This is a genomic window from Nonomuraea sp. CA-218870 (genome assembly GCF_050936535.1).
Classification (GTDB): Bacteria; Actinomycetota; Actinomycetes; order Streptosporangiales; family Streptosporangiaceae; genus Nonomuraea; species Nonomuraea corallina.
On sequence record NZ_JBNJMN010000002.1, the window covers coordinates 415,610 to 437,292 of the forward strand.

The window sequence follows — 21,683 nt, forward strand, 5'->3', positions numbered from 1 at the left end:
GTTCTGCGTGTGATCGTCGACGCGCACCAGCATTTCTGGAACCTCGACACCGTCGAGTACCCGTGGCTGACCCCCGAGTCGGGAGTCCTCTACCGCACCTACGCCCCCGCCGACCTGGCCCCGGAGCTGCGGGCGGCCGGGGTGGACCGGACCGTGCTGGTGCAGGCGGCCGACTCGCTCGCCGAGACGGACGCGATGCTGGCGCACGCCGACGCCAACCCGTTCATCGCCGGAGTCGTCGGATGGATCGACCTGACCGACCCGGCCGAGGCGGCGGCCGCCCTCGACCGCTACCGGCGGCATCCGGCGTTCGCCGGCGTGCGCCACCTGATCCACGAGGAGCAGGACCCCGACTGGCTGGTGCGCGACGGGGTGCTGGAGTCGCTGGGCCTGCTGGCGGCGGCCGGGCTCGCCTTCGACGTGGTGTCGCTGCTGCCCCGGCATCTGGACCACGTGGTCACCGTGGCCGAGCGCCATCCCGGGCTGAAGCTCGTCGTCGACCACCTGTCGAAGCCGCGGATCAGGGACCACGAGTGGGAGCCGTGGGCCACGAAGATCGCGACCGCGGCCTCGTACCCGAACGTGTTCGCGAAGGTGTCGGGGCTGGTCACCGAGGCCGACCACGAGCGATGGACGGTGGAGGACCTGCGCCCCTACGTGGACTACGCGGTCGAGCGGTTCGGTCCCGAGCGGCTGATGTTCGGCAGTGACTGGCCGGTGGTGCTGCGGGCGTCCGACTACCGGACCGTTTTCCAGGTGACGCACGCGCTGCTCGGCGGCACCGACGTCGAGCAGGTCTTCGGCGGCACCGCGGTCCGCGTCTACGGCCTGGACCAGGAGGTTCGTGAGCCGTCGTGAGGGAAGGAGACCGGCGGGCGGGCTCCGTACGCGCGCTGATCGACGAGGCCGGAGGCCCCGGTGGACCCACAGACCGGGGCAAGGTCCGCGTTACGGGCACGGGCACGCGTGAAACGCGGTGATAATGGCCTGTCAGGTCTTCCGACCGATATAACGGCAGCGCTGGGGAGGGACTCCGTGAGCCTGCGCGACCTGGTCTACCGGCTGTACGAGCGCCGGCTGGAGGCCCAGCTGTCCAAGGACAGCATCCCCCGGCATGTCGGGGTGATCATCGATGGCAACCGCCGGTGGGCGCGCGCCATGGGCATGACCGATGTCGCCAAGGGGCATCGCAAGGGCGCCGACAAGATCTCCGAGCTGCTCACGTGGTGCCGTGAGACGGGCGTCGAGGTCGTCACCGTCTGGATGCTGTCCAACGACAACCTCAACCGGCCGCCCCACGAGCTGGAGCCGCTGCTGCGCATCATCGAGGACGTGGTCCAGGAGCTGGTCGAGCAGGGCTGGCGGATCAGCCCGGTGGGAGCGCTCGACCTGTTGCCCGATCGCACGGCCAATGTCCTAAAGAACGCGAAAGAAGTGACATCACACCGTCCTGGCCTGATTGTGAACGTTGCAGTTGGGTATGGAGGAAGGCGTGAGATTGCCGATGCGGTGCGCTCACTCCTGCAAGAGCAGGCGAGCAAGGGCGCGAGCATCGAGGACCTCGTCGAGGGTCTCGATGTCGAACACATCGCGGAGCATCTCTACACTCGCGGCCAGCCCGACCCGGACCTCCTCATCCGGACCTCGGGCGAGCAGCGCCTGTCGGGCTTCATGTTGTGGCAGAGCGCTCATTCCGAGTTCTACTTCCACGAGGCCTACTGGCCTGATTTCCGCAGGGTGGACTTCCTGCGAGCCCTGCGGGATTACGCCGCGAGACACCGGCGTTACGGTTCCTAACGGGACATCCTGGTACTCAGGACGTAACGTTGGAAGTGTCCGGCCAAAGGCCGGACATTCCGGAAAGGGCCCGCCTTTGCGCCGATCTCAGCCGAGGGGGCCGGAGTCCGGCGCCGACGGCTGGTCGGGGACGCGGGCCCGGTCCGATTCCCGCCTCGTCTGCAGGGTGCCCGCCCGCACGGGCGCCCGGGGGAGAACGTGTGGCAGTGTCCTCGAGCAACCCTACGACCAGTCCCGCCAAGCGCACCTACGTGCTGGACACCTCGGTCCTGCTGGCCGACCCGGCGGCGATGACCCGCTTCGCGGAGCACGATGTCGTCCTGCCGATCGTCGTCATCACGGAGCTTGAGGGGAAGCGGCATCATCCGGAGCTGGGCTACTTCGCGAGAAAGGCCCTGCGCTACCTGGACGAGCTGCGCGTCGAGCACGGCCGGCTGGACGGTCCGATGCCCACCGGGGAGGGCACGATCAGGGTCGAGCTCAATCACAGCGATCCATCCATCCTTCCGGTCGGCTTCCGCCTGGGCGACAACGACACCCGCATCCTCACCGTGGCCCGCTCCCTCGCCGCCGAGGGCCAGGACGTGGTGCTCGTCTCCAAGGACCTGCCGATGCGGGTCAAGGCGGCCTCGATCGGCCTGGCGGCCGAGGAGTACCGTGCCGGGCTGGTCATCGAGTCCGGCTGGACGGGGATGGCCGAGATCCAGGTGACCACCGAGGACGTCGAGTCGCTCTTCGACTCCGGCACCGCGGACCTGGAGGAGGCCAGGGACCTGCCCGCCCACACCGGCCTGCGGCTGCTGTCGGCCAACGGCTCGGCGCTCGGCCGGGTCCAGCCCGACAAGTCGGTGCGGCTGGTGCGCGGCGACCGCGAGGTGTTCGGACTGCACGGCCGCTCCGCCGAGCAGCGCATCGCGCTGGAGCTGCTGATGGACCCGGAGATCGGCATCGTGTCGCTCGGCGGCCGGGCCGGCACCGGCAAGTCCGCGCTGGCCCTCTGCGCGGGCCTGGAGGCCGTCCTGGAGCGCCGCCAGCACCGGAAGGTGGTCGTCTTCCGGCCGCTGTACGCGGTCGGCGGCCAGGAGCTGGGCTACCTGCCGGGCACCGAGGGCGAGAAGATGGGCCCCTGGGCGCAGGCGGTCTACGACACGCTGAGCGCCGTCACCTCACCCGAGGTGATCGAGGAGGTGCTCGACCGCGGCATGCTGGAGGTGCTGCCGCTCACGCACATCCGCGGGCGGTCGCTGCACGACGCGTTCGTGATCGTGGACGAGGCCCAGTCGCTGGAGCGCGGCGTGCTGCTGACCGTGCTCAGCCGCATCGGCGCCAACTCCCGCGTGGTGCTCACCCACGACATCGCCCAGCGCGACAACCTGCGCGTCGGACGGCACGACGGCGTGGTGGCGGTGGTGGAGAAGCTCAAGGGCCACCCGCTGTTCGCGCACGTCACGCTGACCCGCTCGGAGCGCTCGCCCATCGCCGCGCTGGTGACGGAGATGCTGGAGGACCTCACCATCTAGCGGCTCACCTGAGCTTGCCGCACGTCAGACCGCGCTCCGTCCTCGGGGCGCGGTCTCCGTGCCTGAGGACGATCCGTACCTCCTGCACGGCGGTGTCCTGCTGGGCGGTGCAGACGATCTGGGCCATGGCGGTCCTGCTCAGCGTCCCCTCGCCCTTCACGTACACGGTCAGGGTGGAGGTCCTGGGCAGCTTCACCTCGTCGCGCTGGATCGGGTTGAGCGAGTCCTCGATGCCGTCGAAGGCGAAACCGTGCAGGGCGGTGTCCAGTTCGCCGAGCTGCTGGGTGGAGGCCGCGAACAGGGCGCGCAGGAGGCTCTCCACCGAGGCGGAGCCGACGTCGGCGGGCTCCATGGTCAGCTCGCCGTCCTTGAGCAGGTAGATGGTCTTGGACGGCGGCGGGACCTCGATGACGGGCGCCGGGGCCCGCTCGATCACGCCGGTGGGCGGGATGCCGCAGGCGACGCCGCCGAGCAGCACCGCCGCGGCGCCCAGGATCACGGCTGCGGCCCTCATGGGTGCGGGAGCCAGACCGTGAACAGCGTGCCCGGGTTCTGGGCCCGTACGGAGATCGTGCCGCCGTGCAGGTGCACGTTGGCGCGGGCGATGGACAGGCCCAGGCCGCTGCCCTGGCTGCGGGTGCGGCCCGCGCCCGCCTTGAAGAAGCGGTCGAAGACGTGCGGCATCGCCTCGGGAGGGATGCCCTTGCCGTGGTCGCGCACCTTCACCTCCAGGCCGTTCTCGGTGCCTCTGGCGCTGACCAGCACCGGCGGGGCGCCGTGCTTGAGCGCGTTGCCGACGAGGTTGGCCACGATGACGTCGAACCGGCTCGGGTCGAGGTCGACGACGAGGCCGCCGGGGGCGTTGACCCGCACCTGGTCGGTCCAGCCGCGCACATCCAGGCAGTCCTGGACGGCGTCGGCCACGTTCACCGGCTCCAGGTGGAGGGTCGCGGTGCCGGCGTCGAACCGGCTCACCTCGATGAGGTGCTCGACCAGCTCGCGCAGCCGCTCGATCTCGTGCAGCACCAGCCGCACCGCCTCCGCCGGCGCCTCGGGCAGCCGGTTGGCCTCCTCGTAGAGCATGTCGGCCACCGCGGTCATCGCGGTGAGCGGGGTGCGCAGCTCGTGGGAGACGTCGGCGACGAACCGGCGCGACATGGCCTCCAGCGAGCGCAGCTCCGACACGCTCAGCTCCAGCGCGGCCGCCGCGTCGTTGAACCGGGCGGTCAGCTCGGCCAGCTCGTCCTGGCCGTGCACGGGCAGGCGGGTGTCCAGGCGGCCCTGGCCGAGGGCCTGCGCCGCCGCGCTGAGCCGGGCGACGGGCCGCAGCACCTGCCGGGCCGACAGCAGCCCCAGCACCAGGGCGATGAGCACGATGGCCACCCCGCCCTGGGCCATCGTGGTGCGCAGGGTGGCGAGCTGGCTCTCCTCGTCGCGCATCGGGAAGAAGACGAACGCGCGCAGGCCGGTGGCCTCGGGCTCCTGGCCGTTGTCGCGGTAGACGGCGGAGCCGACGATGAGCCAGAGCTCGTTGCTCACCATCTTGCGCTGGGTGACGACGAACCGCTTGGCCCGGCCGTGCAGCTCGTTGGGCACGTCGTCCAGCGTCATCGGGCCCTCGGCGTGCAGCAGGTCGCCGTACTCGATGACGACGCTGCGTCCGGGCCCGTCCAGCGCGTTGGCGAGCGCGGCCAGCTCCCGGATGCCGGGCTTCGCCTCGCCCTGCCTGAGCCTGCCGATGGGGAAGGTGATCCGGTTGAGCTCCCTGGTCACCAGGTCGATGGCGCTGTCCTCGGCCCGTTTGACCAGCGCCGACTTGGCCAGCTCGAAGCCGATCGTGGCCACCAGGACGGAGGCGGCCATGGCGACCATGGTGAAGAAGAAGACCAGGCGGGCCCGGAACCCGGCGGGCAGCCTGATCACGGGGGACTGAACCGGTAACCGAAGCCGCGCACCGTGTGGATGAACACCGGCTCGGCGGGCTTCGGCTCGATCTTCGCCCGTACCCGCTGCACACAGGCGTCGACCAGGCGGGAGTCGGCGACGTGGGTGTGGTCCCAGACCGAGCGCAGCAGGTAGCGCCGGTTGAGCACCTGCCCGGGGTGGCGGACCAGCTCCAGCAGCAGGCGCAGCTCGGTCGGCGTCAGGTGGATCTCCTTGCCGCTCAGCGTGACCTTGAGCGCGCCCCGGTCGATCACCAGGTCGCCGAACGTGATCCGGTCGGACGCGGCGGACTCGGCCCTGCGCAGGATGGCCCTGATACGGGCGTCCAGGACGCGCGGCTCGACCGGCTTGACCACGTAGTCGTCCGCGCCCGCCTCCAGGCCGACCACGATGTCGAGGTCGTCGCCGCGCGCGGTGAGGAGGATCACGGGGAGCTGGTCGAGCTTGCGGATGCGCCGGCACACCTCGATGCCGTCGATCCCGGGCAGCATGACGTCCAGGATGGCGATCTCGGGGCGGCGGGCCCTGATGTGGTCGAGCGCCTCCTCGCCTGTGGTGTACGAGGTGACGGAGTGCCCTTGGCGGGCCAGCGCGAGTTCGAGCGCTGTGCGGACCGAGGGATCGTCTTCGACGAGGAGGATGCCAGCCACGGGCACATTATCGGGCTATGTCGTGTATGCCCGCATTCCGTGACGCAACTGTGACGTGGTGCACATGTCCTGCGGGACCGCTTTCCCCATGCGGAAAAGCGGCCGCGCCCCCCGGAGTGTCGGCGAGCGGTGAACGAGCTTGGTGTGACGAAAATCACACGTATCAGAAAGGCGGGCTTACCTGCTGGTTAGCCAAGGGAGTGCCAAACGAATCCACCGTTTCGGTTGCGGACCACCCCCTGAGTCAGGGCAAGCTCATGGACCGTGAGCCCAGGTCCGAGAGTGAGCGAGCGCCCCACGCGCCAAGCCGAGCGCGCCGCGCGCAAGCGTTCGCGGCTGAGCCCCAAGCGAGTGGTGATCATCGGCCTGTCCGCCGTGGTCGTGTTCGGCGGAGGAGGGTTCGTCGCCTACCGCGCCGTCGAGAACGCCAACCGCCCGGTCTCCGAAGGCCCCTCGCTGGACGAGCTGGCCCGCCTGGCCAGCGGCGACATGTCCGGCGCCGACCCCGAGGCCGACCAGCTCAAGGCCGCCGCCGTGCAGGCGTGGAAGGCCGACAGGCTGAAGGAGGGGCGCGAGGACAACGACCCCCTCGACACCATCGTCATCAAGAAGAAGGCGCCCGGCGGCGACGGCTTCCCGCCCGCCAACTTCCCGCCCGGCAGCACCCCCTCGCCCGGCTCCAACAAGGCCGTCGCCAAGGAGATGCTCAGCTCGTTCGGCTTCGGCGCCGACCAGTGGGGCTGCCTGGAGAGCCTCTGGCACAAGGAGAGCGGCTGGAACGAGCGGGCGATGAACCGCTACTCCGGCGCGTACGGCATCCCGCAGTCGCTGCCCGGCAGCAAGATGGCCAGCGCGGGCGCCGACTGGCAGACCAACCCCGCCACCCAGATCAAGTGGGGTCTCGGCTACATCAAGGGCCGCTACGGCACCCCGTGCGGAGCGTGGGGGCACTCGCAGGCCAGGGGATGGTATTAACAAGCCATCTTTCCTCCTGTAATCGGCAAGCCGCCCCGCCCGCGCGGAAAGGACCACGCACGCTGGCCGCATGGGTGTGAAGGTCAGTGTGATCGTCAATGTCCACAACCCGGGTGATTCAGCCGATCCGTGCATCCGCTCCGCGCTGGAGCAGAGCCTGCCGGCGGACGCATACGAAGTGATCTTCGTGGACGACGGGTCCACGGACGGGATCGCGGAACGGCTCGACACCATCGCCGCCGTGCGCAGGAACGTGCGCGTGCTGCACCTGCCGCACACGGGCTCCCCCATGCGCGGCCGCAACGTCGGCCTCGCCGCGGCCAAGGGCGAGTACGTGTTCCTCCTCGGCCAGCAGGACCGGCTGGCGCGCGAGGCGCTGGAGCGCATGTACGAGCGGGCCGTGGAGGCCGACGCCGACGTGCTCGCCGGCCGGCTGGTGCGCGACGGCGGGCCGCCGATGACCGCCTTCGACCACAGCAAGGCCCGCGCCGACATCCTGCGCGACCGGCTGCTCACCCTGCTCACCCCGCACAAGCTCTACCGCCGCGCCTTCCTGGAGGAGCACGAGCTCGGCTTCGCCGTCCCCGGCGGCGCCATCGCCGAGCAGGCGTTCGTGGTCCGCGCCTACCTGCGGGCCAAGGTCATCGCGGTCCTGGCCGAGCACGTCTGCTGCCACCTGGGCGCCCGCGAGGTGATCGCCGAGGAGCCGCGCACCGCCGTGCGCGAGCTGCGGGCCCTGCTGCGCGACATCGACGGGTACGTGGGCGAGGGCCGTCAGCGCGACCGCATGTACGCCTACTGGTTCCGCTCGGCGGTGCTGCGGCCGTTCCTGACGACCGCGTTCGCCGACTCCTCGATCGACCGTGGCGCGTACTTCCGCATGGTCCAGGAGCTCGTCACCGAGCGCTTCCCCGAGCGGCTGGACCGCTACCTGCCCGTCCAGCTCAGGGCCGTGGCCGCGCTCATCAGGGCCGGGCGGCTGGACCAGCTCGTCATGCTGGCCAACTCCTCGGGGCGGGCCGGGCTGCGCGCCGACCTGACCGAGGTCCGCTGGGACGCGCACGTGCTGGTGCTCGGCCTCAGCGTGGAGGTGCTGAACGGGGAGGGCCGCCCGGAGCGGTTCCTGACGGACGGGGACCGGCTGTTCTGGAAGCCGCCGCGCGCCGTCGACGCCAGGCTGCTGCCGGAGAGCGTGCTCGACGTCACCGGCGCCGTCGAACGCGCCCGCATCGAGGTCTACCTGCGCCACTCCGGCACCGGTGACGTGCATTTCCTGCCGGTCGCGTACCAGGTGGACAGGGCCCAGGACGGGCGCAGGCACGCCCGGGTGCGGATCCTCGGCGAGGCCAGGGTGGACGTGACCGCGGCCGCGCACGGCGAGCCGCTGCGGCCCGGCCAGTGGGAGGTCCACGTGCGCATGTTCGGCGGCGCGCACCAGGCCAGGAGCCGGGTGCGGCGGCCTGACGGCCCGCTCAACTGCCTCGGCGTGCTCGCCCAGCGGCCCAGGACGCGGCTGGTGGTGCCGTGCTGGACGGACATGGGGGAGCTGGGGCTGGCCGTCGAGCCGCGCTCGTTCACCGAGTCGATCGCGCTGGTGTCGCCGGGGGTGGACGTCAAGCTGCTCGGCGAGCACCTGTGGGTGGTGCTGCCCGTGCCGTACGTGCCGCCGAGCGGCGGCCCGCCGCTGGAGCTGGTGCTGCGCACGGCCGGGCGGCGCGAGCGCGAGGTGTCGGCTCCCGCGCTGGTCGAAGCGGGCGTGCCCGGCAGGCTGGCCGGCCAGCTCGTGGCCAAGGTGCCGGTCAAGCGGCGGATGCCCGGCAGGGACAGTCTGGGGCCCGGCGTCTGGCTGGCGACGCTGCGCGACGCGGAGGAGGAGCTCGGGCTGCGGTTCGCGGTGGAGCTGCGGCACGGCAGGGCGGTGGCGCGGCCCGCCACGGCCGTCGCTCCGGAACGGCGCTTCCCGCTCGGCCGCGACACCGCCTGGCTGCGGCTGGCCCGCCGCCTGCCCGGCGCGCGCCGCATGGTCCGGCTGGCGCGCGCGGGCCGGCACCGCTACCTCAAGGACTGACCCCCGGCGCAGCTCACCGGGGCGCGGAACCCGCGCTCTCGCCGGCGCCTGTGCGGCCGAGCCGGTGCAACCGGAGCGCGAGCTGGAGCTCCAGCGCCCGGTCCGGCTCCTGCCAGCCGTCGCCGAGCAGCCTGCCGACGCGGTCCAGCCGCTGGGTGACGGTGTTCACGTGGATGTGCATGGCCTCGGCCGTGCGCGAGGGGGAGCATCCGGTGCCGAAATACGTCACGAGCGTGGCGGCCAGCGCGGTGCCGCGGCGCGTGTCGTACTCGATCACCGGGCCGAGCGTGGCCGCGACGAAGCCGCGCACGTCGCGGCCCTCGCCGATGAGCAGGCCGACGAAGCCCAGCTCGGCGGCGCTCGCGCCGTCGCCGGGGCGGCCGAGCGCGACCAGCGCGTCCGCGCAGCGCCGCGCCTCCCGGTAGGCGGCGGCGACGTCTCCGGCCCGCCCGGGCCCGACCCGCGCCGCGCCGGCCGTCGCGGGGGAGCGCAGCGAGGCGCTCAGCTCGGCGGCCACGCGCTGGGCGAGCGGCCCGGCCTCCGCGCCGGGCACCAGCAGCACCACCTCGTCGCCCCGCCCCGCGGCCAGCCCGCGCCCCAGCGCCGCCTGCGACGAGGCCCAGAACGCGGCCCGCTCCCGCTGCCCTTCGTGCCGGGCCACGACCACGACGTGCGGCGCCGACAGGTCGACCCCGAGCCGGTGGGCCCGGTCGCGCAGCCCCGGGGAGTCCGGCCGGGAGATCAGGTCGTCCAGCAGTTCGCCCCGTACCCGCCCCTCGGCCTCCGCCACGCTCCTGCGGAACAGCAGCAGCAGCGCGCAGACCAGCGCGGCCCGCTCCAGGATGCGCTCGTCGGCGTCGTCGCTGCGCAGCACCAGCGTGCACAGCGGCGCGCCGCCGACGTCCACCGACGCGATGCGCAGGTCGCCCCTGCGCACGGTACGGCCGAGCGCGCGCGAGGCCTGAGCCGCCTCCGCCACCCCGGCGCCGAACCCGGCGGCGTCGCCCGCGAGCGGCCTGCCCAGGTCGTCGAGGACGGTCAGCTCGCCGCCGAGCACGTCCGTCACCACGGCCGCCACGTCCTCGATGCCGCCGCCGCGCAGCACCAGCGAGGTCATCCGGTCGTGCGCGGTCGCCGCCCGTTCCACCGCCTCGGCGTGCTCCCTGGCGGTGCGGTGCGCCTGCGACAGCTCCTCCAGCGCGTGCCGGGTCTCCTGCAGCAGCCGGGCGTTGTCGATCGCCACCGCGGCGTGCGCCGCCAGGCTGCCCAGCAGCGAGACCTCGTCCTGGTGGAACGGCCGGGCCGCGCGGTCGGCCGCGAACAGCACGCCGATCACCCGCCGGCCCAGCAGCAGCGGCACGCCCAGGATCGCGACCAGGCCCTCCTCGGTGACGGCCTCGTCGATGTGGCCCTCGTGGCGGAAGCGGTCGTCGGCGAAGTAGTCGGCGGTCGCGTACGGGATCGCGGTCTGCGCCACCAGTCCGCCCAGGCCCGCCCCCATGGCCAGCCGCAGCGACCGGAACCTGGCCGAGATCGAGCCGTCGGTGACCCGCATGCAGGTGTCGCCGCGGTCGGGGTCGTGCAGCGTCAGATAGGCGGTGTCGGCGGCCAGGAGCTGCCTGGCCCGGTGCACGATCGCCTCCAGCACCGCGTCCAGGTCGCGCAGCGCCGACAGGTCGCCCGCCGTGTCGTACAGCGCCGACAGCTCGGCCTCGCGCCTGGCCCTGCGGCGCAGCAGCCCGCGCACCTTGAGCGCCTCGACCTTGGCCCGCTCCAGTTCCTCGACGGCGGCCGGGTCGGCGCCGGCGGCCCTGGCCTCGACGACGGGCCCTTCGAACTCGACCGCCGACGCCTCCCTGGCGAGCAGCTCCAGGAAGCGCCCGGGCATCAGCGCGCCGTCCAGCCGCCGTCGACGGGCAGGGACACGCCGGTCACGAACGAGCCGCCGGGCCCGCACAGGTAGGCCACGAGCTCGGCCACCTCCGCCGGCTCGATCAGCCGCTTGATCGCGGCCGGGCGCAGCATGACGTCCTCCACCACCTCCTCGGGGCTGATGCCGTGCACCCGGGCCTGGTCGGCGATCTGGGCCTCGACCAGCGGGGTCCGCACGTACGCCGGGCAGACGCAGGTGGAGGTCACGCCGTGCGGCGCCCCTTCGAGCGCGAGCGTCTTGGAGAACCCCTCCAACGCATGCTTCGCCGTCGTATAAGCCGACTTGTACGGCGAAGCACGCAATCCGTGCACCGAGGAGATGTTGACGAACCGCCCCCACCCTCGCTCGTACATCCCCGGCAGCACGCGCCGCGCGATCAGGAACGGCGCCTCCACCATCACCCTGAGCATCACCGAGAACACCTCGGGCGGGAACTCCTCGATCGCCGAGACGTGCTGGAACCCCGCGTTGTTGACCACGATGTCGACCGGCTCGCCGGGCAGCGCGCCGACGAACCCCGGGTCCGCCAGGTCGGCCACCACCGCCACGCCGCCCACCTCGGCGGCGACCTGCGCGGCCGGGCCGGCCGCGCGGTCCACGACCAGCACCCGGGCCCCGCCGGCGGCCAGCCGCCGGGCGCAGGCCGCGCCGATCCCGCTCCCCGCCCCCGTCACCAGCGCGGTCCGCCCCGTCAGCTCCTTCGCCATGACCCCGACCCTAAGGTCCGGCCACCGGCGCGCGGCATGGGGGCCCCGCGACACAGTCGAGCGGCCCTCCATGGATGCCGCCCCCGGACCTAGGCGGGCCGGGTCATGGACAGGACGTCGAGGGCGGCGTCGAGCTGGGCCTCCGTCAGGGTGCCCGCGGCGACGTGGCCGCGTTCGACGACCACCTCGCGGATCGTCCTGCGCGCCGCGAGCGCCTGCTTGGCGATCTTGGCCGCCTCCTCGTAGCCGACGTACCGGTTGAGCGGGGTGACGATCGACGGGGAGGACTCGGCGTACTCGCGCAGGCGGTCGACGTTGGCGGTGATGCCGGAGACGCAGCGGTCCGCCAGGAGGCGGGAGACGGCGGCCAGCAGCCGGATGGACTCCAGGACGTTGCGGGCGATGAGGGGGAGCTGGACGTTCAGCTCGAAGGAGCCGGAGGCGCCGGCGAAGGTGATGGCGGCGTCGTTGCCGATGACCTGGGCGGCGACCATGGCCGTGGCCTCGGGGATGACCGGGTTGACCTTGCCCGGCATGATCGACGAGCCCGGCTGCAGGTCGGGCAGGTTGATCTCGCCGAGTCCCGCGCGGGGTCCCGAGCCCATCCACCGCAGATCGTTGACGATCTTGTTCAGCGACACGGCCACGACCTTGAGCTGACCGGACAGCTCGACGATGGAGTCCTGCGCGCTCTGCGCCTCGAAGTGGTCGGCCGCCTCACGGAAGCCGAGTCCGGTGGCCTCACGGAGTTTGGCGATCGCCTTCTCGGCGAACCCCGGCGGCGTGTTGATCCCGGTGCCGACCGCGGTGCCGCCCAGGGGGAGCTCCAGCACGTGGTCCAGGGCCCGCCGCACCCGGACCACGCCGTGCTCCACCTGGGTGGCGTAACCGCCGAACTCCTGGCCCAGGGTGACCGGCGTGGCGTCCATCAGGTGGGTCCGCCCCGCCTTCACCACGTCGTCGAACTCGGCCGCCTTGGTCCGCAGCGCGATCGCCAGGTGCTCCAGCGAGGGCAGCAGATGGAAGGAGACCTCGGTGGCCGCCGCCACGTGGATCGAGGTCGGGAACACGTCGTTGGACGACTGGGAGGCGTTGACATGGTCGTTCGGGTGAACCGGGCGGCCCAGCCGCTCCTCGGCCAGCGTGGCGATGACCTCGTTGGCGTTCATGTTGGACGAGGTGCCCGACCCCGTCTGGAACACGTCCACGGGGAAATGGGCGTCGTGCTCGTTCTCCGCCACGTCGGCCGCCGCCTGGGCGACGGCCTCGGCCAGCTCCCCGTCGATCACCCCCAGCTCGCCGTTGACCTCGGCGGCCACCGCCTTGACCAGGCCGAGCGCGGCGATGTGGGAGGGCTCGAGCGCCCGGCCGGAGATGGGGAAGTTCTCCACCGCTCGCTGGGTCTGCGCACGCCACTTCGCGCCGGCGGGCACGCGCACCTCGCCCATCGAGTCGTATTCAACGCGATACTCGCTCATGCCTCCCAGTGTTACCCACGGAAAGCCGGTCAGTTCGTCAGCAGAGCCACGACCAGGATCGCGATCACCACGGCGGCCGCGGCCGCGACGCCCATGAGCACCAGCATGCCGGTGCGGTTGCTCGGGGGCTGCTGCTCCATGCCGGCGATGGAGAACAGGTCGGTGCCCAGGCCGGGCCCGTCGTTCGCCTCGGGCGGGCGGCGCGGCGGGAACGGCGGCCGCGGGCCGTGCTGCTGCGGGCCCTGGGGACCGGGCTGACGCGGATGCGGGGCCGGGTGCGGGGCCGGGTGCGGCGTGGGCTGCGGGCCAGACGGGTGCGGCGCCGGCCGGGGCCGCTGGCCGGGCTGGTCCTGAGGGGTGGGCGGGTAGACCTGGGTGCCGGGTGAGTCGAGCGGGTTGCGGGGCAGCCGGGTGGTGGCGAAGGCGCCCTCGTCGGACTGCGCGCCGTGCTGCCGCGTGCCCTGGGAGCCCGGCGGCTGGGGGAGCGGGGTCTTGGGGCGCATCATGCTGATGGTGCGCTCGGGGTCCTGTGGGCGGTCGGGCTGCCCGCCGGTGGGCGGTCCGCCGAACGCGTCCCGGCCCTCACCGTACGCACCGCCCCCACCGGCACGGCCGTACGGGTCGGTCCCTGCCGAAGGCCCCGCGCCGTACGGGTCACCGCCCGGCGAGCCCGCACCGGCGGGATGGGAGCCGCCGCGCGCGGCAGGAGCCTGCGGGTACGGCCGGTCACCGGCGCCGGGACCGGCGCTGAAGTGGTTGAGGCCGCTGCCCGGCGCACCGGCGCCGGGACGGCCGCCAGGCCCGCTTCCCTGGGCGGGGCCGCCGGCCGGAACCGGGCCGGACGGCCGCGGAGAGGAGCCGGGACGGGGGGCTTGGGGCACGGAGGGCTCCTGGTCGGCGAAGGTCTCGGCCGTGACCGCCGGCATCTCGCTGGCCGGCGTGTCGGCGACCATCCGCAGCATGGTCTCCGCCTGGGCGGCGTTCAGCCGGCGCTTGTGGTCCTTGATCAGCAGCCCGTCCAGCACCGGCCGCAGCGGCCCGGCCTGGGTGGGCGGATCGGCGTTCTCGCTGAGCAGCGCCGCCAGCGTCTCGGCGATGGTGGAGCGCTCGTACGCGGGACGGCCCTCGACGGCGAAGTAGAGCGTCGCACCGAGCGACCAGAGGTCGGACTCGGGGCCGGTGTACTCGCCTCTGGCACGTTCCGGCGCGGTGTAGCCGGGGGAGCCGATGACCATGCCGGTCCTGGTCAGCCTCGGGTCGCCCTCGGCCCTGGCGATGCCGAAGTCGGTGAGCACCACGCGCCCGGTCTCGGTGATGAGCACGTTGCCGGGCTTGACGTCGCGGTGGGTGATGCCCTGGGCGTGCGCGGCGCGCAGCGCGCCGAGCAGGTCGACGCCGATCTCCGCGACCAGCCGGGGCGGCAGCGGGCCCTCCTCGTCGATCACCTGCTCCATCGAGCGGCCCTCGACGAGCTCCATGATGATCCACGGCCGGTCGGCGTGCACGATCACGTCGTGGATGGCGGCGACGGCCGGATGGTTGACGCGCGAGGCGATGCGGCCTTCGCGGACCATGCGTTCGCGCAGCTCGGCGCGCTGCTCTTCGGTGAGGCCCGAGTCCTGGCGGATCTCCTTGACCGCGACCTCGCGGCCGAGCACGCGGTCATGGGCGCGCCACACGGTGCCCATGGTGCCGCGGCCGAGTGGCGCGAGGAGCTCGTACCGCTCCGCGAGCAGGTGCGTCTGCTGTTCCGGCATGAGAAGACGATATCGATTCTCGCTTGGGAAGTGCTTTACCCTCGCTTGCGAAGTTCTCTTGGCCAGAACCGCCGAGGAAGGAACAACTTTATCACCGTCGTCAGGAAACGGGCAGGTGCCGATGGCGCCGGCCGGGATTCGACCCGGCGGCGGTGCACGCCCTCACCGGAGCGGCGTTCCTGCCGTTGCGGCGGGACGCTCAGCGCCGGGGTGCTCATGTCGGCGCGGTGCAGCCCGCGGTGCCCGGGCCGGCGGGCGAAAGCGGGCGCGGTCGGCGCCATCGCCGGGCGCGGGAGCCGGCGCGGGGTCAGCGGCTCCTCCGCCGAACCGCCCGCCGCGACCCGGGTGAGCATCAGCGAGGCCCGTACGGAGTCGAGCCGGGTGTGGGGGTCGATGCGCAGCAGCGCGTCCAGGACCGGCGCGAGCGGCCCGGCCTTGGTCATCGGGATGGGCTCGCCACTGGTCAGCGCGGCGAGCGCGGCGGCGGCCGTACGCCTGCCGTGCAGGCCCCGGCCCTCGACGGCGGTGTAGAGGGTCGCGCCGAGCGACCACAGGTCGGCGGCCGGGCTGGCCTTGGCGCCGAGCACGCGCTCCGGCGCGATGTAGCCGGCCGAGCCGAGCACGATGCCCGCTTGAGTGATGGAGACGTCGCCTTCGAGCGCGGCCAGGCCGAAGTCGGTGAGCACCGCGCGGTCATCGAGGACCAGCACGTTGCTGGGCTTGACGTCGCGGTGGAGTATGCCCTTGGCGTGGACGGCGCGGAGCGCGCCGAGGATCTGGCGGCCGATCTCGGCCACCCGGCGCGGCTCCAGCGGGCCCTCCACCTGGATGACCTGCTCCAGCGACCTGGCACGGAGCAGCTCCATGACGATCCACGGCCGGTCGTCCTCGGTCACCACGTCGAACACCGTGATCACGGACGGGTGCGCCACCATCGCGGTCGCCCGGCCCTCGCGTTCGGTGCGCGCGCACAACTCGGCGCGCAACTCCTCGTCGAGGACTTTGGGCAGGCGGACCTCCTTGACCGCCACTTCCCGGTTGAGCAGCTCGTCATGTGCCCGCCACACGGTGCCCATGCCGCCGCGTCCGACCGGCTCCACGAGCCGATAGCGCGCGGCGAGAAGGTAACCGGAGGGCGCACGCATGCCTGGCAGCTTACCTATTTGTGTAAACCGACCAGTAGAGGCCGGGCCGATAATTTGTTGCGAATCCAAGTCAAGTCACCTGACAGGATGAGTCATTACGGCGGCGGCCCATTCGCCCGCAGGTCTCCTGAAAGGCGTGCTGCCCGACACCGTCAGCAGGTTGTAAGGCTGTGGTAAGGACGCGGGGGCATGGTGGACGCAGCGGGAAGGATTCCTCAGGAAGAGGCCGGAACTGTCGGTGCCGGTCGTCAGAATGGAGGCATCCGCCCGAAGGTTGACGAGCGAAGACCAGAGGACGTGAGGACGATGCGCCAGATTCAGGTCCGCCGCCGGCCCCGCAGGCCGGCCCCGGACTCACTGGACCTCCGCACGCCGTCGGGGCGCCGGCTGCCCTACTGAGACACAGCCCACCAGGAGCGCCATCTGAGAGGTGCGAAATGTGCAGTCACTTCCCCGTCTGTCCCAGTGCTGACGCATTGAACCGTGAGGCGGCCCACGTGGTCAAGGCCCACCCCGACCAGGGCTGGAGCCTGCTCTGCAACGGCGTGGTGCTGTTCGAGGACACCGGCCTGCTGCTTCCCGACGGCTCGGTCGTCGCCCCCCACCGCGCGCTGGTCGCGGCCTGAAGGCCCGTCGGACCGGCGCCGGTCGCGGCCCGGCGCCGGTCTCCGGGCTCAGCCTCGCCGGCCGATGGTCAGCACCGGCCCGGTGGTGTCGGTGAAGAAGTCGTTGCCCTTGTCGTCGACCACGACGAAGGCGGGGAAGTCGACCACCTCGATCTTCCAGACCGCTTCCATCCCGAGCTCCGGATACTCCAGCACCTCGACCTTCTTGATGCAGTCCTGCGCCAGCCGGGCCGCGGGGCCGCCGATGGAGCCGAGGTAGAACCCGCCGTACTGCCGGCAGGCCTCGGTCACCTGCCCCGACCTGTTGCCCTTGGCCAGCATCACCATCGAGCCGCCCGCCGCCTGGAAGCGCGCCACGTACGAGTCCATCCGCCCCGCCGTGGTCGGCCCGAACGAGCCGGACGCGTAGCCCTCGGGCGTCTTGGCCGGGCCCGCGTAGTAGACCGCGTGGTCCTTCAGGTACTGGGGCATCTCGCCGCCCTGGTCGAGCAGCTCGGCGATCTTGGCGTGCGCGATGTCGCGGGCCACGACCAGCGGCCCGGTGAGCGACAGGCGGGTCTTGACCGGATACTTCGACAGCTCGGCGAGGATCTCCGGCATCGGCCGGTTGAGGTCGATGGAGACCACGTCGTCCGACAGGTGCTCGTCGGTGGTCTCGGGCAGGAACCGCGCCGGGTCCGTCTCCAGCCGCTCCAGGAACACGCCCTCAGGGGTGATCTTGGCGAGCGCCTGACGGTCGGCCGAGCAGGAGACCGCGATGGCCACCGGGCACGAGGCGCCGTGCCGCGGCAGCCGGATCACCCGCACGTCGTGGCAGAAGTACTTGCCGCCGAACTGCGCGCCGATGCCGAGCTTCTGCGTCAGCTCGAAGACCTTGGCCTCCATCTCCAGGTCGCGGAAGCCGTGGCCGGAGCCGGAGCCCTCGGTGGGGATCGCGTCGAGGTAGCGGGCGCTGGCGTACTTGGCGGTCTTGAGCGCGTACTCGGCGGACGTGCCGCCGACCACCACAGCCAGGTGGTACGGCGGGCAGGCGGCGGTGCCGAGCGAGCGGATCTTCTCCTCCAGGAAGGCCATCATCCGCTTCTCGTTGAGCACGGCCTTGGTCTCCTGGTAGAGGAACGACTTGTTGGCCGAGCCGCCTCCCTTGGCCATGAACAGCAGCTTGTACTCGTCGGGGTGGCCGTGCGGGTCCTCGGCGTACAGCTCGATCTGCGCGGGCAGGTTGCTGCCGGTGTTCTTCTCGTCCCACATGGTCAGCGGGGCCATCTGCGAGTAGCGCAGGTTGAGCCTGGTGTAGGCGTCGTAGACGCCGCGCGAGAGGTGCTCGGCGTCGCGGCCGTCGGTCAGCACGTGACGGCCGCGCTTGCCCATGACGATCGCGGTGCCGGTGTCCTGACACATGGGGAGCACGCCGCCGGCCGAGATGGAGGCGTTCTTCAGCAGGTCGAGCGCCACGAACCGGTCGTTGCCGCTGGACTCGGGGTCATCGACGATCTTGCGGAGCTGGGCCAGGTGGGACGGACGCAGGAAGTGGGAGATGTCGTGGACGGCGGTCTCCGTGAGCAGCCGCAGGGCCTCGGGCTCCACCTCCAGGAATGTCCGCCCCGCCGCTTCGACCGTCCGCACCCCCTCCGCGGTGATCAGCCGGTATTCCGTGTCGTCGGCGCCCAGCGGGAGAAGGTCGGTGTAGTCGAAGTCGGCCATGTCCATCCTTTCGATCCGCTAAGAGGGTACGCCGTCGCTGGTCACCGTCCGTCCCCTGGGGGGCGCGGGAATCCGCGCGGACGTACGGGGGCGTGACCGGCCCAGCCCGACCAGGATGCCCACGATCACCAGCCCCGCCCCCGCCAGGTCGTACGCGGAGGGCGTGGCGATGCCGAGCACCAGGCCGGTGACGATCGCGCCGACGGGGATGAGCCCGGCGAACAGCCCGGCCCGGCCCGGCCCCAGCTTGGGCAGCGAGGTGTACCAGAGCAGGAACGCCAGCACCGTCACCACCACGGCCAGATAGCCGAACCCCAGCGCCTCGGTCAGGGTCGGCACCCGCAGCATGCCGGACCCCTCCCGCGCCAGCCCGATCACGGCCAGCACCGGCACCGCCAGCACGGTCGCGTACGTCGACACCCGGATCGCGCCCAGCTTCGGCAGCAGCGGCAGGGCCAGCAGGGAGAAGCAGATCTCGCCCGCCAGCGCGCCGAGCGCCCACAGCAGGCCTGTCAGCGTGCCGCTGCCGAGCCCGGTGGCCAGCGTCGCGCCTGCCACGACCACGCCGGCCCCGGCGAGCAGCCGCGGCGCGGGACGGCCGCCGGCGAAGGAGAGCCAGAGCGGCACGGTGCCGAGGACGGTGCCGACGAGCACGGGCCCGGCGGCGCGGGCGGACTCGATCACGAACACGTTGAACAGCGCCAGCCCGGTCAGGGCCAGCGCGCCGAGCAGCAGCCACTCGCGCGCCGTCAGCCGGACGAAACGCAGGCCCATGACCCGGGTGACCGCCACCAGGACGACGGCGGCGAAGGCGTAGCGCACCGCCTGCCCGCCGTAGACGGGGTAGTCCCCGACCAGGTCCGACACTCCCGCGAGCGTCCCGACGCAGAACATGGCCAGGGCGGCGCCTGCGACTCCGTTTCTCATGCCTGCGAGGTTTCTCATGCTGCCAGGCTAGGAGCACAATGGTCCTGCCAAACAGTCCAATCGCTCGCTCTAACAGAGGACCATTGTGGCCGACCTTCATGTGCCGATAAATCGGGAAATTGGGGGGATCGCCGGGCAGATCGCGTCCGAGCTGCGCGACGCCGTCCGCCACGGCCGCCTGGCCTCCGGCACCCGCCTGCCCGCCACCCGCGACCTCGCCGCCGACCTGCGCGTCTCCCGCGGCGTGGTGGTCGAGGCGTACGAGCAGCTCGTCGCGGAGGGGTTCCTGGTCTCCCGCGTCGGCGCCGGCACCCTGGTCGCCCCGACCGCCGCGCACCGCGCCGAGCCCTCGCCGGGCGGCCCGGACCGCGCCCCGTACTACGGCCACCGGCCGACCTCGCCCGACCTCGGCTTCTTCCCGCGCGAGCGCTGGCTGGCCGCGGTCCGTCACGTGCTCGCGACGATGCCCGGCGACGGCCTCGACTACGGCGACCCCGGCGGCGTCCCGGAGCTGCGCGAGGAGCTGGCCGGTTACCTGAGGCGGGTCAGGGCGGCGGACGTGCGCCCGGAGAACCTGGTCGTGGTCGGCGGCGTGGCCCAAGGGCTGAGCCTCATCCTGCGGGTGCTGGCGGGGTCCGGCCGGATCCGCCTGGCGGTGGAGGACCCCGGCAGCACCCGCCAGCTTCCGCTGCTGCGTCGCGCGGGCGCCGACGTGGTCCGGGTGCCGGTGGACGAGGAGGGCCTGGACGTGGCGGCGCTGCGGGCCCGGCGCGCCGAGGCGGCGCTGGTCACGCCCGCCCACCAGTTCCCCATGGGGGTGGTGCTCTCGCCGGCGCGGCGGGCCGCCCTGATGGCGTGGGCCCGTGACGGCGACCGGTTCATCCTGGAGGACGACTACGACGCCGAGTTCCGCTTCGACCGGGACCCGGTCGGCTGCCTGCAGGGGCTCGCGCCCGACCGGGTGATCCTGTCGGGCAGCGTGAGCAAGGCGCTGGCACCCGGCCTGCGGCTGGGCTGGGTGGTGGCCCCCGCCCCCGTGGCCGAGGCGGTCCGCCGCGCCCGGGGCGAGCTGGACCTGGGCTCGCCGGTGGTCGAGCAGTACGCGCTGGCCCACTTCCTGCGCACCGGCGGCTACGACAAGCATCTGCGGCGGATGCGCCGGGAGTACCGCCGCCGCCGGGACGCCCTGGTGGAGGCGCTGGCCGGGGAGCTGCCCGAGGTCCGGGTCCGGGGCATCGAGGCGGGCCTGCACGTCTATCTGGAACTGCCGCCTGGCTGGGACGAGGACCGGGTGGTGGCGGCGGCCCTGGAGCTGGGCCTGGTGGCCGAGCCGGTGGGGCCGATGCGCGAGGGTGACGGCACGCCGGCGGTGGTGGCCGGCTTCGCCCGGCTGCCGGCGCGCCGCGCGGCGGAGACGATCCGAGGGCTTAAAGTCCTTATGTCTGGACAAAAAGGGATCTAGAGGTTACACAGGCAGAGGAGGGATCATGCGCGTGGGACTGCTCGGGCTGGGACGGATCGGCGCGTTCCACGCCGCGACGCTGGCCGCCCACCCCCTGGTCGACGACCTGATCGTGGCGGACCCGGTGCGGACCTCGCCGCACGGCAGGACGGGCGACCCCTTCGACGCCGACGCGGTGGTCATCGCCACCCCCACGAGCACCCACGCCGAGCTGCTCCTCGAGGCCTGCCGCCGGGGCGTCCCAGCGTTCTGCGAGAAACCGGTGGCCGGTGACGTCAGGGGCACGCTGGAGGTGCTGGAGGCGGCGCGCGGCAACCGGGTGGCGATCGGGTTCCAGCGCAGGTTCGACGCCGGGTACGCGGCCGCCGCGGCCGCGCTGCGCCGGGGCGAGCTGGGCGACCTGCACCGGGCGCACCTGATCACCGCCGACCCCGTGCCGCCGCCCGCCGCCTACATCCCGCCGTCCGGCGGGATCTTCCGCGACTGCCACATCCACGACTTCGACATCCTGCGCTGGGTGACCGGCCGCGAGGTGGTCTCGGTGTACGCGACGGGGGCCAACCGGGGCGCCGCGTTCTTCGCCGAGGCGGGCGACGTCGACACCAGCGCCGCCCTGCTCACCCTGGACGACGGCACGCTCGCCACCGTGCAGGGCTCGCGTTACAACGGCGCCGGGTACGACGTGCGCATGGAACTGGCGGGCACCCGGGGCACGATGGCCGTGGGCCTGGGCCCGCGCGCCCCGCTCACCTCGACCGAGGGCCTCACCCCCGGAGGCGAGCCCTGGCCGGACTTCGTCACCCGGTTCGCCGACGCCTACCGGGCCGAGCTGGACGCGTTCCTGCGCGGCGCGGACGGCCTGTGCGCGGTCGACGACGCGCTGGCGGCGCTGCTCGTCGCCGAGGCGGCCGAACTGTCGCGCCGCGAGCGCCGGCCGGTCGACCTGGCCGAGGTCGCCCCGCCGCGCTGAGCCGACGGCGTCACGGCGCC

Annotated in this window: 18 protein-coding genes; 8 read left to right on the forward strand and 10 right to left on the reverse strand. The window is 72.6% G+C overall.

Annotated features, from left to right (window positions below):
• The first annotated feature begins 9 nt into the window (after window positions 1-9).
• The 3 genes from ACQEUU_RS30625 to ACQEUU_RS30635 all read left to right on the forward strand — a co-directional run bounded on the left by ACQEUU_RS30625 (window position 10) and on the right by ACQEUU_RS30635 (window position 3,317).
• Window positions 10-858: an amidohydrolase family protein gene (locus ACQEUU_RS30625; protein WP_433072566.1), complete on the forward strand. Its 849-nt coding sequence runs from the start codon at window positions 10-12 to the stop codon at window positions 856-858.
• Between the two features lie 177 nt (window positions 859-1,035).
• Window positions 1,036-1,797 carry an isoprenyl transferase gene (locus ACQEUU_RS30630; protein ID WP_433072568.1) on the forward strand — a complete coding sequence of 254 codons (762 nt, stop codon included), beginning with the start codon at window positions 1,036-1,038 and terminating at the stop codon, window positions 1,795-1,797.
• 200 nt (window positions 1,798-1,997) lie between these two features.
• Window positions 1,998-3,317, forward strand: coding sequence for a PhoH family protein (locus tag ACQEUU_RS30635; protein ID WP_270156531.1), 1,320 nt, complete (start codon window positions 1,998-2,000; stop codon window positions 3,315-3,317).
• A 4-nt stretch (window positions 3,318-3,321) separates the two neighbouring features.
• On the opposite strand, the gene ACQEUU_RS30640 is transcribed toward ACQEUU_RS30635, so the two are convergent.
• From ACQEUU_RS30640 to ACQEUU_RS30650, 3 genes are read right to left on the reverse strand one after another with little or no spacing between them, the layout of a single operon-like run.
• On the reverse strand, window positions 3,322-3,831 hold the full coding sequence (locus tag ACQEUU_RS30640; protein WP_433072570.1) for a hypothetical protein: 510 nt from the start codon (window positions 3,829-3,831) through the stop codon (window positions 3,322-3,324).
• Complete coding sequence (locus ACQEUU_RS30645; RefSeq protein WP_433072571.1) at window positions 3,828-5,240, reverse strand: ATP-binding protein; 1,413 nt, start codon at window positions 5,238-5,240, stop codon at window positions 3,828-3,830. The genes ACQEUU_RS30640 and ACQEUU_RS30645 overlap by 4 nt, the downstream gene beginning before the upstream one ends.
• Complete coding sequence (locus ACQEUU_RS30650) at window positions 5,237-5,911, reverse strand: response regulator (protein WP_433072572.1); 675 nt, start codon at window positions 5,909-5,911, stop codon at window positions 5,237-5,239. The genes ACQEUU_RS30645 and ACQEUU_RS30650 overlap by 4 nt, the downstream gene beginning before the upstream one ends.
• A gap of 282 nt (window positions 5,912-6,193) precedes the next feature.
• Between ACQEUU_RS30650 and ACQEUU_RS30655 the strand changes: the two genes are divergently transcribed.
• Window positions 6,194-6,886, forward strand: coding sequence for a lytic transglycosylase domain-containing protein (locus tag ACQEUU_RS30655; protein ID WP_433072573.1), 693 nt, complete (start codon window positions 6,194-6,196; stop codon window positions 6,884-6,886).
• A 70-nt stretch (window positions 6,887-6,956) separates the two neighbouring features.
• Complete coding sequence (locus ACQEUU_RS30660) at window positions 6,957-8,954, forward strand: glycosyltransferase family 2 protein (RefSeq protein WP_433072574.1); 1,998 nt, start codon at window positions 6,957-6,959, stop codon at window positions 8,952-8,954.
• A 13-nt stretch (window positions 8,955-8,967) separates the two neighbouring features.
• On the opposite strand, the gene ACQEUU_RS30665 is transcribed toward ACQEUU_RS30660, so the two are convergent.
• The 5 genes from ACQEUU_RS30665 to ACQEUU_RS30685 all read right to left on the reverse strand — a co-directional run bounded on the left by ACQEUU_RS30665 (window position 8,968) and on the right by ACQEUU_RS30685 (window position 15,974).
• On the reverse strand, window positions 8,968-10,842 hold the full coding sequence (locus tag ACQEUU_RS30665) for a helix-turn-helix domain-containing protein (RefSeq protein ID WP_433072575.1): 1,875 nt from the start codon (window positions 10,840-10,842) through the stop codon (window positions 8,968-8,970).
• Window positions 10,842-11,594: an SDR family NAD(P)-dependent oxidoreductase gene (locus ACQEUU_RS30670; RefSeq protein ID WP_433072576.1), complete on the reverse strand. Its 753-nt coding sequence runs from the start codon at window positions 11,592-11,594 to the stop codon at window positions 10,842-10,844. The genes ACQEUU_RS30665 and ACQEUU_RS30670 overlap by 1 nt, the downstream gene beginning before the upstream one ends.
• A gap of 89 nt (window positions 11,595-11,683) precedes the next feature.
• Window positions 11,684-13,072, reverse strand: coding sequence for a class II fumarate hydratase (locus tag ACQEUU_RS30675; protein ID WP_433072577.1), 1,389 nt, complete (start codon window positions 13,070-13,072; stop codon window positions 11,684-11,686).
• Window positions 13,073-13,101: 29 nt separating this feature from the next.
• Complete coding sequence (locus ACQEUU_RS30680) at window positions 13,102-14,829, reverse strand: protein kinase domain-containing protein (RefSeq protein ID WP_433072578.1); 1,728 nt, start codon at window positions 14,827-14,829, stop codon at window positions 13,102-13,104.
• A gap of 35 nt (window positions 14,830-14,864) precedes the next feature.
• Window positions 14,865-15,974, reverse strand: coding sequence for a serine/threonine-protein kinase (locus tag ACQEUU_RS30685; RefSeq protein WP_433072579.1), 1,110 nt, complete (start codon window positions 15,972-15,974; stop codon window positions 14,865-14,867).
• Between the two features lie 437 nt (window positions 15,975-16,411).
• Between ACQEUU_RS30685 and ACQEUU_RS30690 the strand changes: the two genes are divergently transcribed.
• Complete coding sequence (locus ACQEUU_RS30690; RefSeq protein WP_433072580.1) at window positions 16,412-16,600, forward strand: DUF5999 family protein; 189 nt, start codon at window positions 16,412-16,414, stop codon at window positions 16,598-16,600.
• Window positions 16,601-16,648: 48 nt separating this feature from the next.
• Here the strand turns inward: ACQEUU_RS30690 and ACQEUU_RS30695 are convergent, their stop codons facing one another.
• Together ACQEUU_RS30695 and ACQEUU_RS30700 are read right to left on the reverse strand one after the other, a co-directional pair.
• On the reverse strand, window positions 16,649-18,304 hold the full coding sequence (locus ACQEUU_RS30695; RefSeq protein ID WP_433072581.1) for a fumarate hydratase: 1,656 nt from the start codon (window positions 18,302-18,304) through the stop codon (window positions 16,649-16,651).
• Window positions 18,305-18,322: 18 nt separating this feature from the next.
• The gene (locus ACQEUU_RS30700) at window positions 18,323-19,231 is read right to left on the reverse strand and encodes a DMT family transporter (RefSeq protein ID WP_433072582.1); all 909 of its coding nucleotides are present in this window, start codon (window positions 19,229-19,231) and stop codon (window positions 18,323-18,325) included.
• A gap of 85 nt (window positions 19,232-19,316) precedes the next feature.
• On the opposite strand from ACQEUU_RS30700, the gene ACQEUU_RS30705 reads away from it, so the two are divergent.
• Window positions 19,317-20,693 carry a PLP-dependent aminotransferase family protein gene (locus ACQEUU_RS30705; protein WP_433072583.1) on the forward strand — a complete coding sequence of 459 codons (1,377 nt, stop codon included), beginning with the start codon at window positions 19,317-19,319 and terminating at the stop codon, window positions 20,691-20,693.
• A 25-nt stretch (window positions 20,694-20,718) separates the two neighbouring features.
• The gene (locus ACQEUU_RS30710; protein ID WP_433072584.1) at window positions 20,719-21,663 is read left to right on the forward strand and encodes a Gfo/Idh/MocA family protein; all 945 of its coding nucleotides are present in this window, start codon (window positions 20,719-20,721) and stop codon (window positions 21,661-21,663) included.
• Window positions 21,664-21,683: the final 20 nt, after the last annotated feature.

What these genes read in the sequence shown, in the direction of transcription:
- ACQEUU_RS30640 (WP_433072570.1), bottom strand. Translation starts at nt 3,831, where the DNA reads ATGAGGGCCGCAGCCGTGATCCTGGGCGCCGCGGCGGTGCTGCTCGGC.
- ACQEUU_RS30660 (WP_433072574.1), top strand. Translation starts at nt 6,957, where the DNA reads ATGGGTGTGAAGGTCAGTGTGATCGTCAATGTCCACAACCCGGGTGAT.
- ACQEUU_RS30665 (WP_433072575.1), bottom strand. Translation starts at nt 10,842, where the DNA reads ATGCCCGGGCGCTTCCTGGAGCTGCTCGCCAGGGAGGCGTCGGCGGTC.
- ACQEUU_RS30670 (WP_433072576.1), bottom strand. Translation starts at nt 11,594, where the DNA reads ATGGCGAAGGAGCTGACGGGGCGGACCGCGCTGGTGACGGGGGCGGGG.
- ACQEUU_RS30675 (WP_433072577.1), bottom strand. Translation starts at nt 13,072, where the DNA reads ATGAGCGAGTATCGCGTTGAATACGACTCGATGGGCGAGGTGCGCGTG.
- ACQEUU_RS30680 (WP_433072578.1), bottom strand. Translation starts at nt 14,829, where the DNA reads ATGCCGGAACAGCAGACGCACCTGCTCGCGGAGCGGTACGAGCTCCTC.
- ACQEUU_RS30685 (WP_433072579.1), bottom strand. Translation starts at nt 15,974, where the DNA reads ATGCGTGCGCCCTCCGGTTACCTTCTCGCCGCGCGCTATCGGCTCGTG.
- ACQEUU_RS30690 (WP_433072580.1), top strand. Translation starts at nt 16,412, where the DNA reads ATGTGCAGTCACTTCCCCGTCTGTCCCAGTGCTGACGCATTGAACCGT.
- ACQEUU_RS30695 (WP_433072581.1), bottom strand. Translation starts at nt 18,304, where the DNA reads ATGGCCGACTTCGACTACACCGACCTTCTCCCGCTGGGCGCCGACGAC.
- ACQEUU_RS30700 (WP_433072582.1), bottom strand. Translation starts at nt 19,231, where the DNA reads ATGAGAAACGGAGTCGCAGGCGCCGCCCTGGCCATGTTCTGCGTCGGG.
- ACQEUU_RS30710 (WP_433072584.1), top strand. Translation starts at nt 20,719, where the DNA reads ATGCGCGTGGGACTGCTCGGGCTGGGACGGATCGGCGCGTTCCACGCC.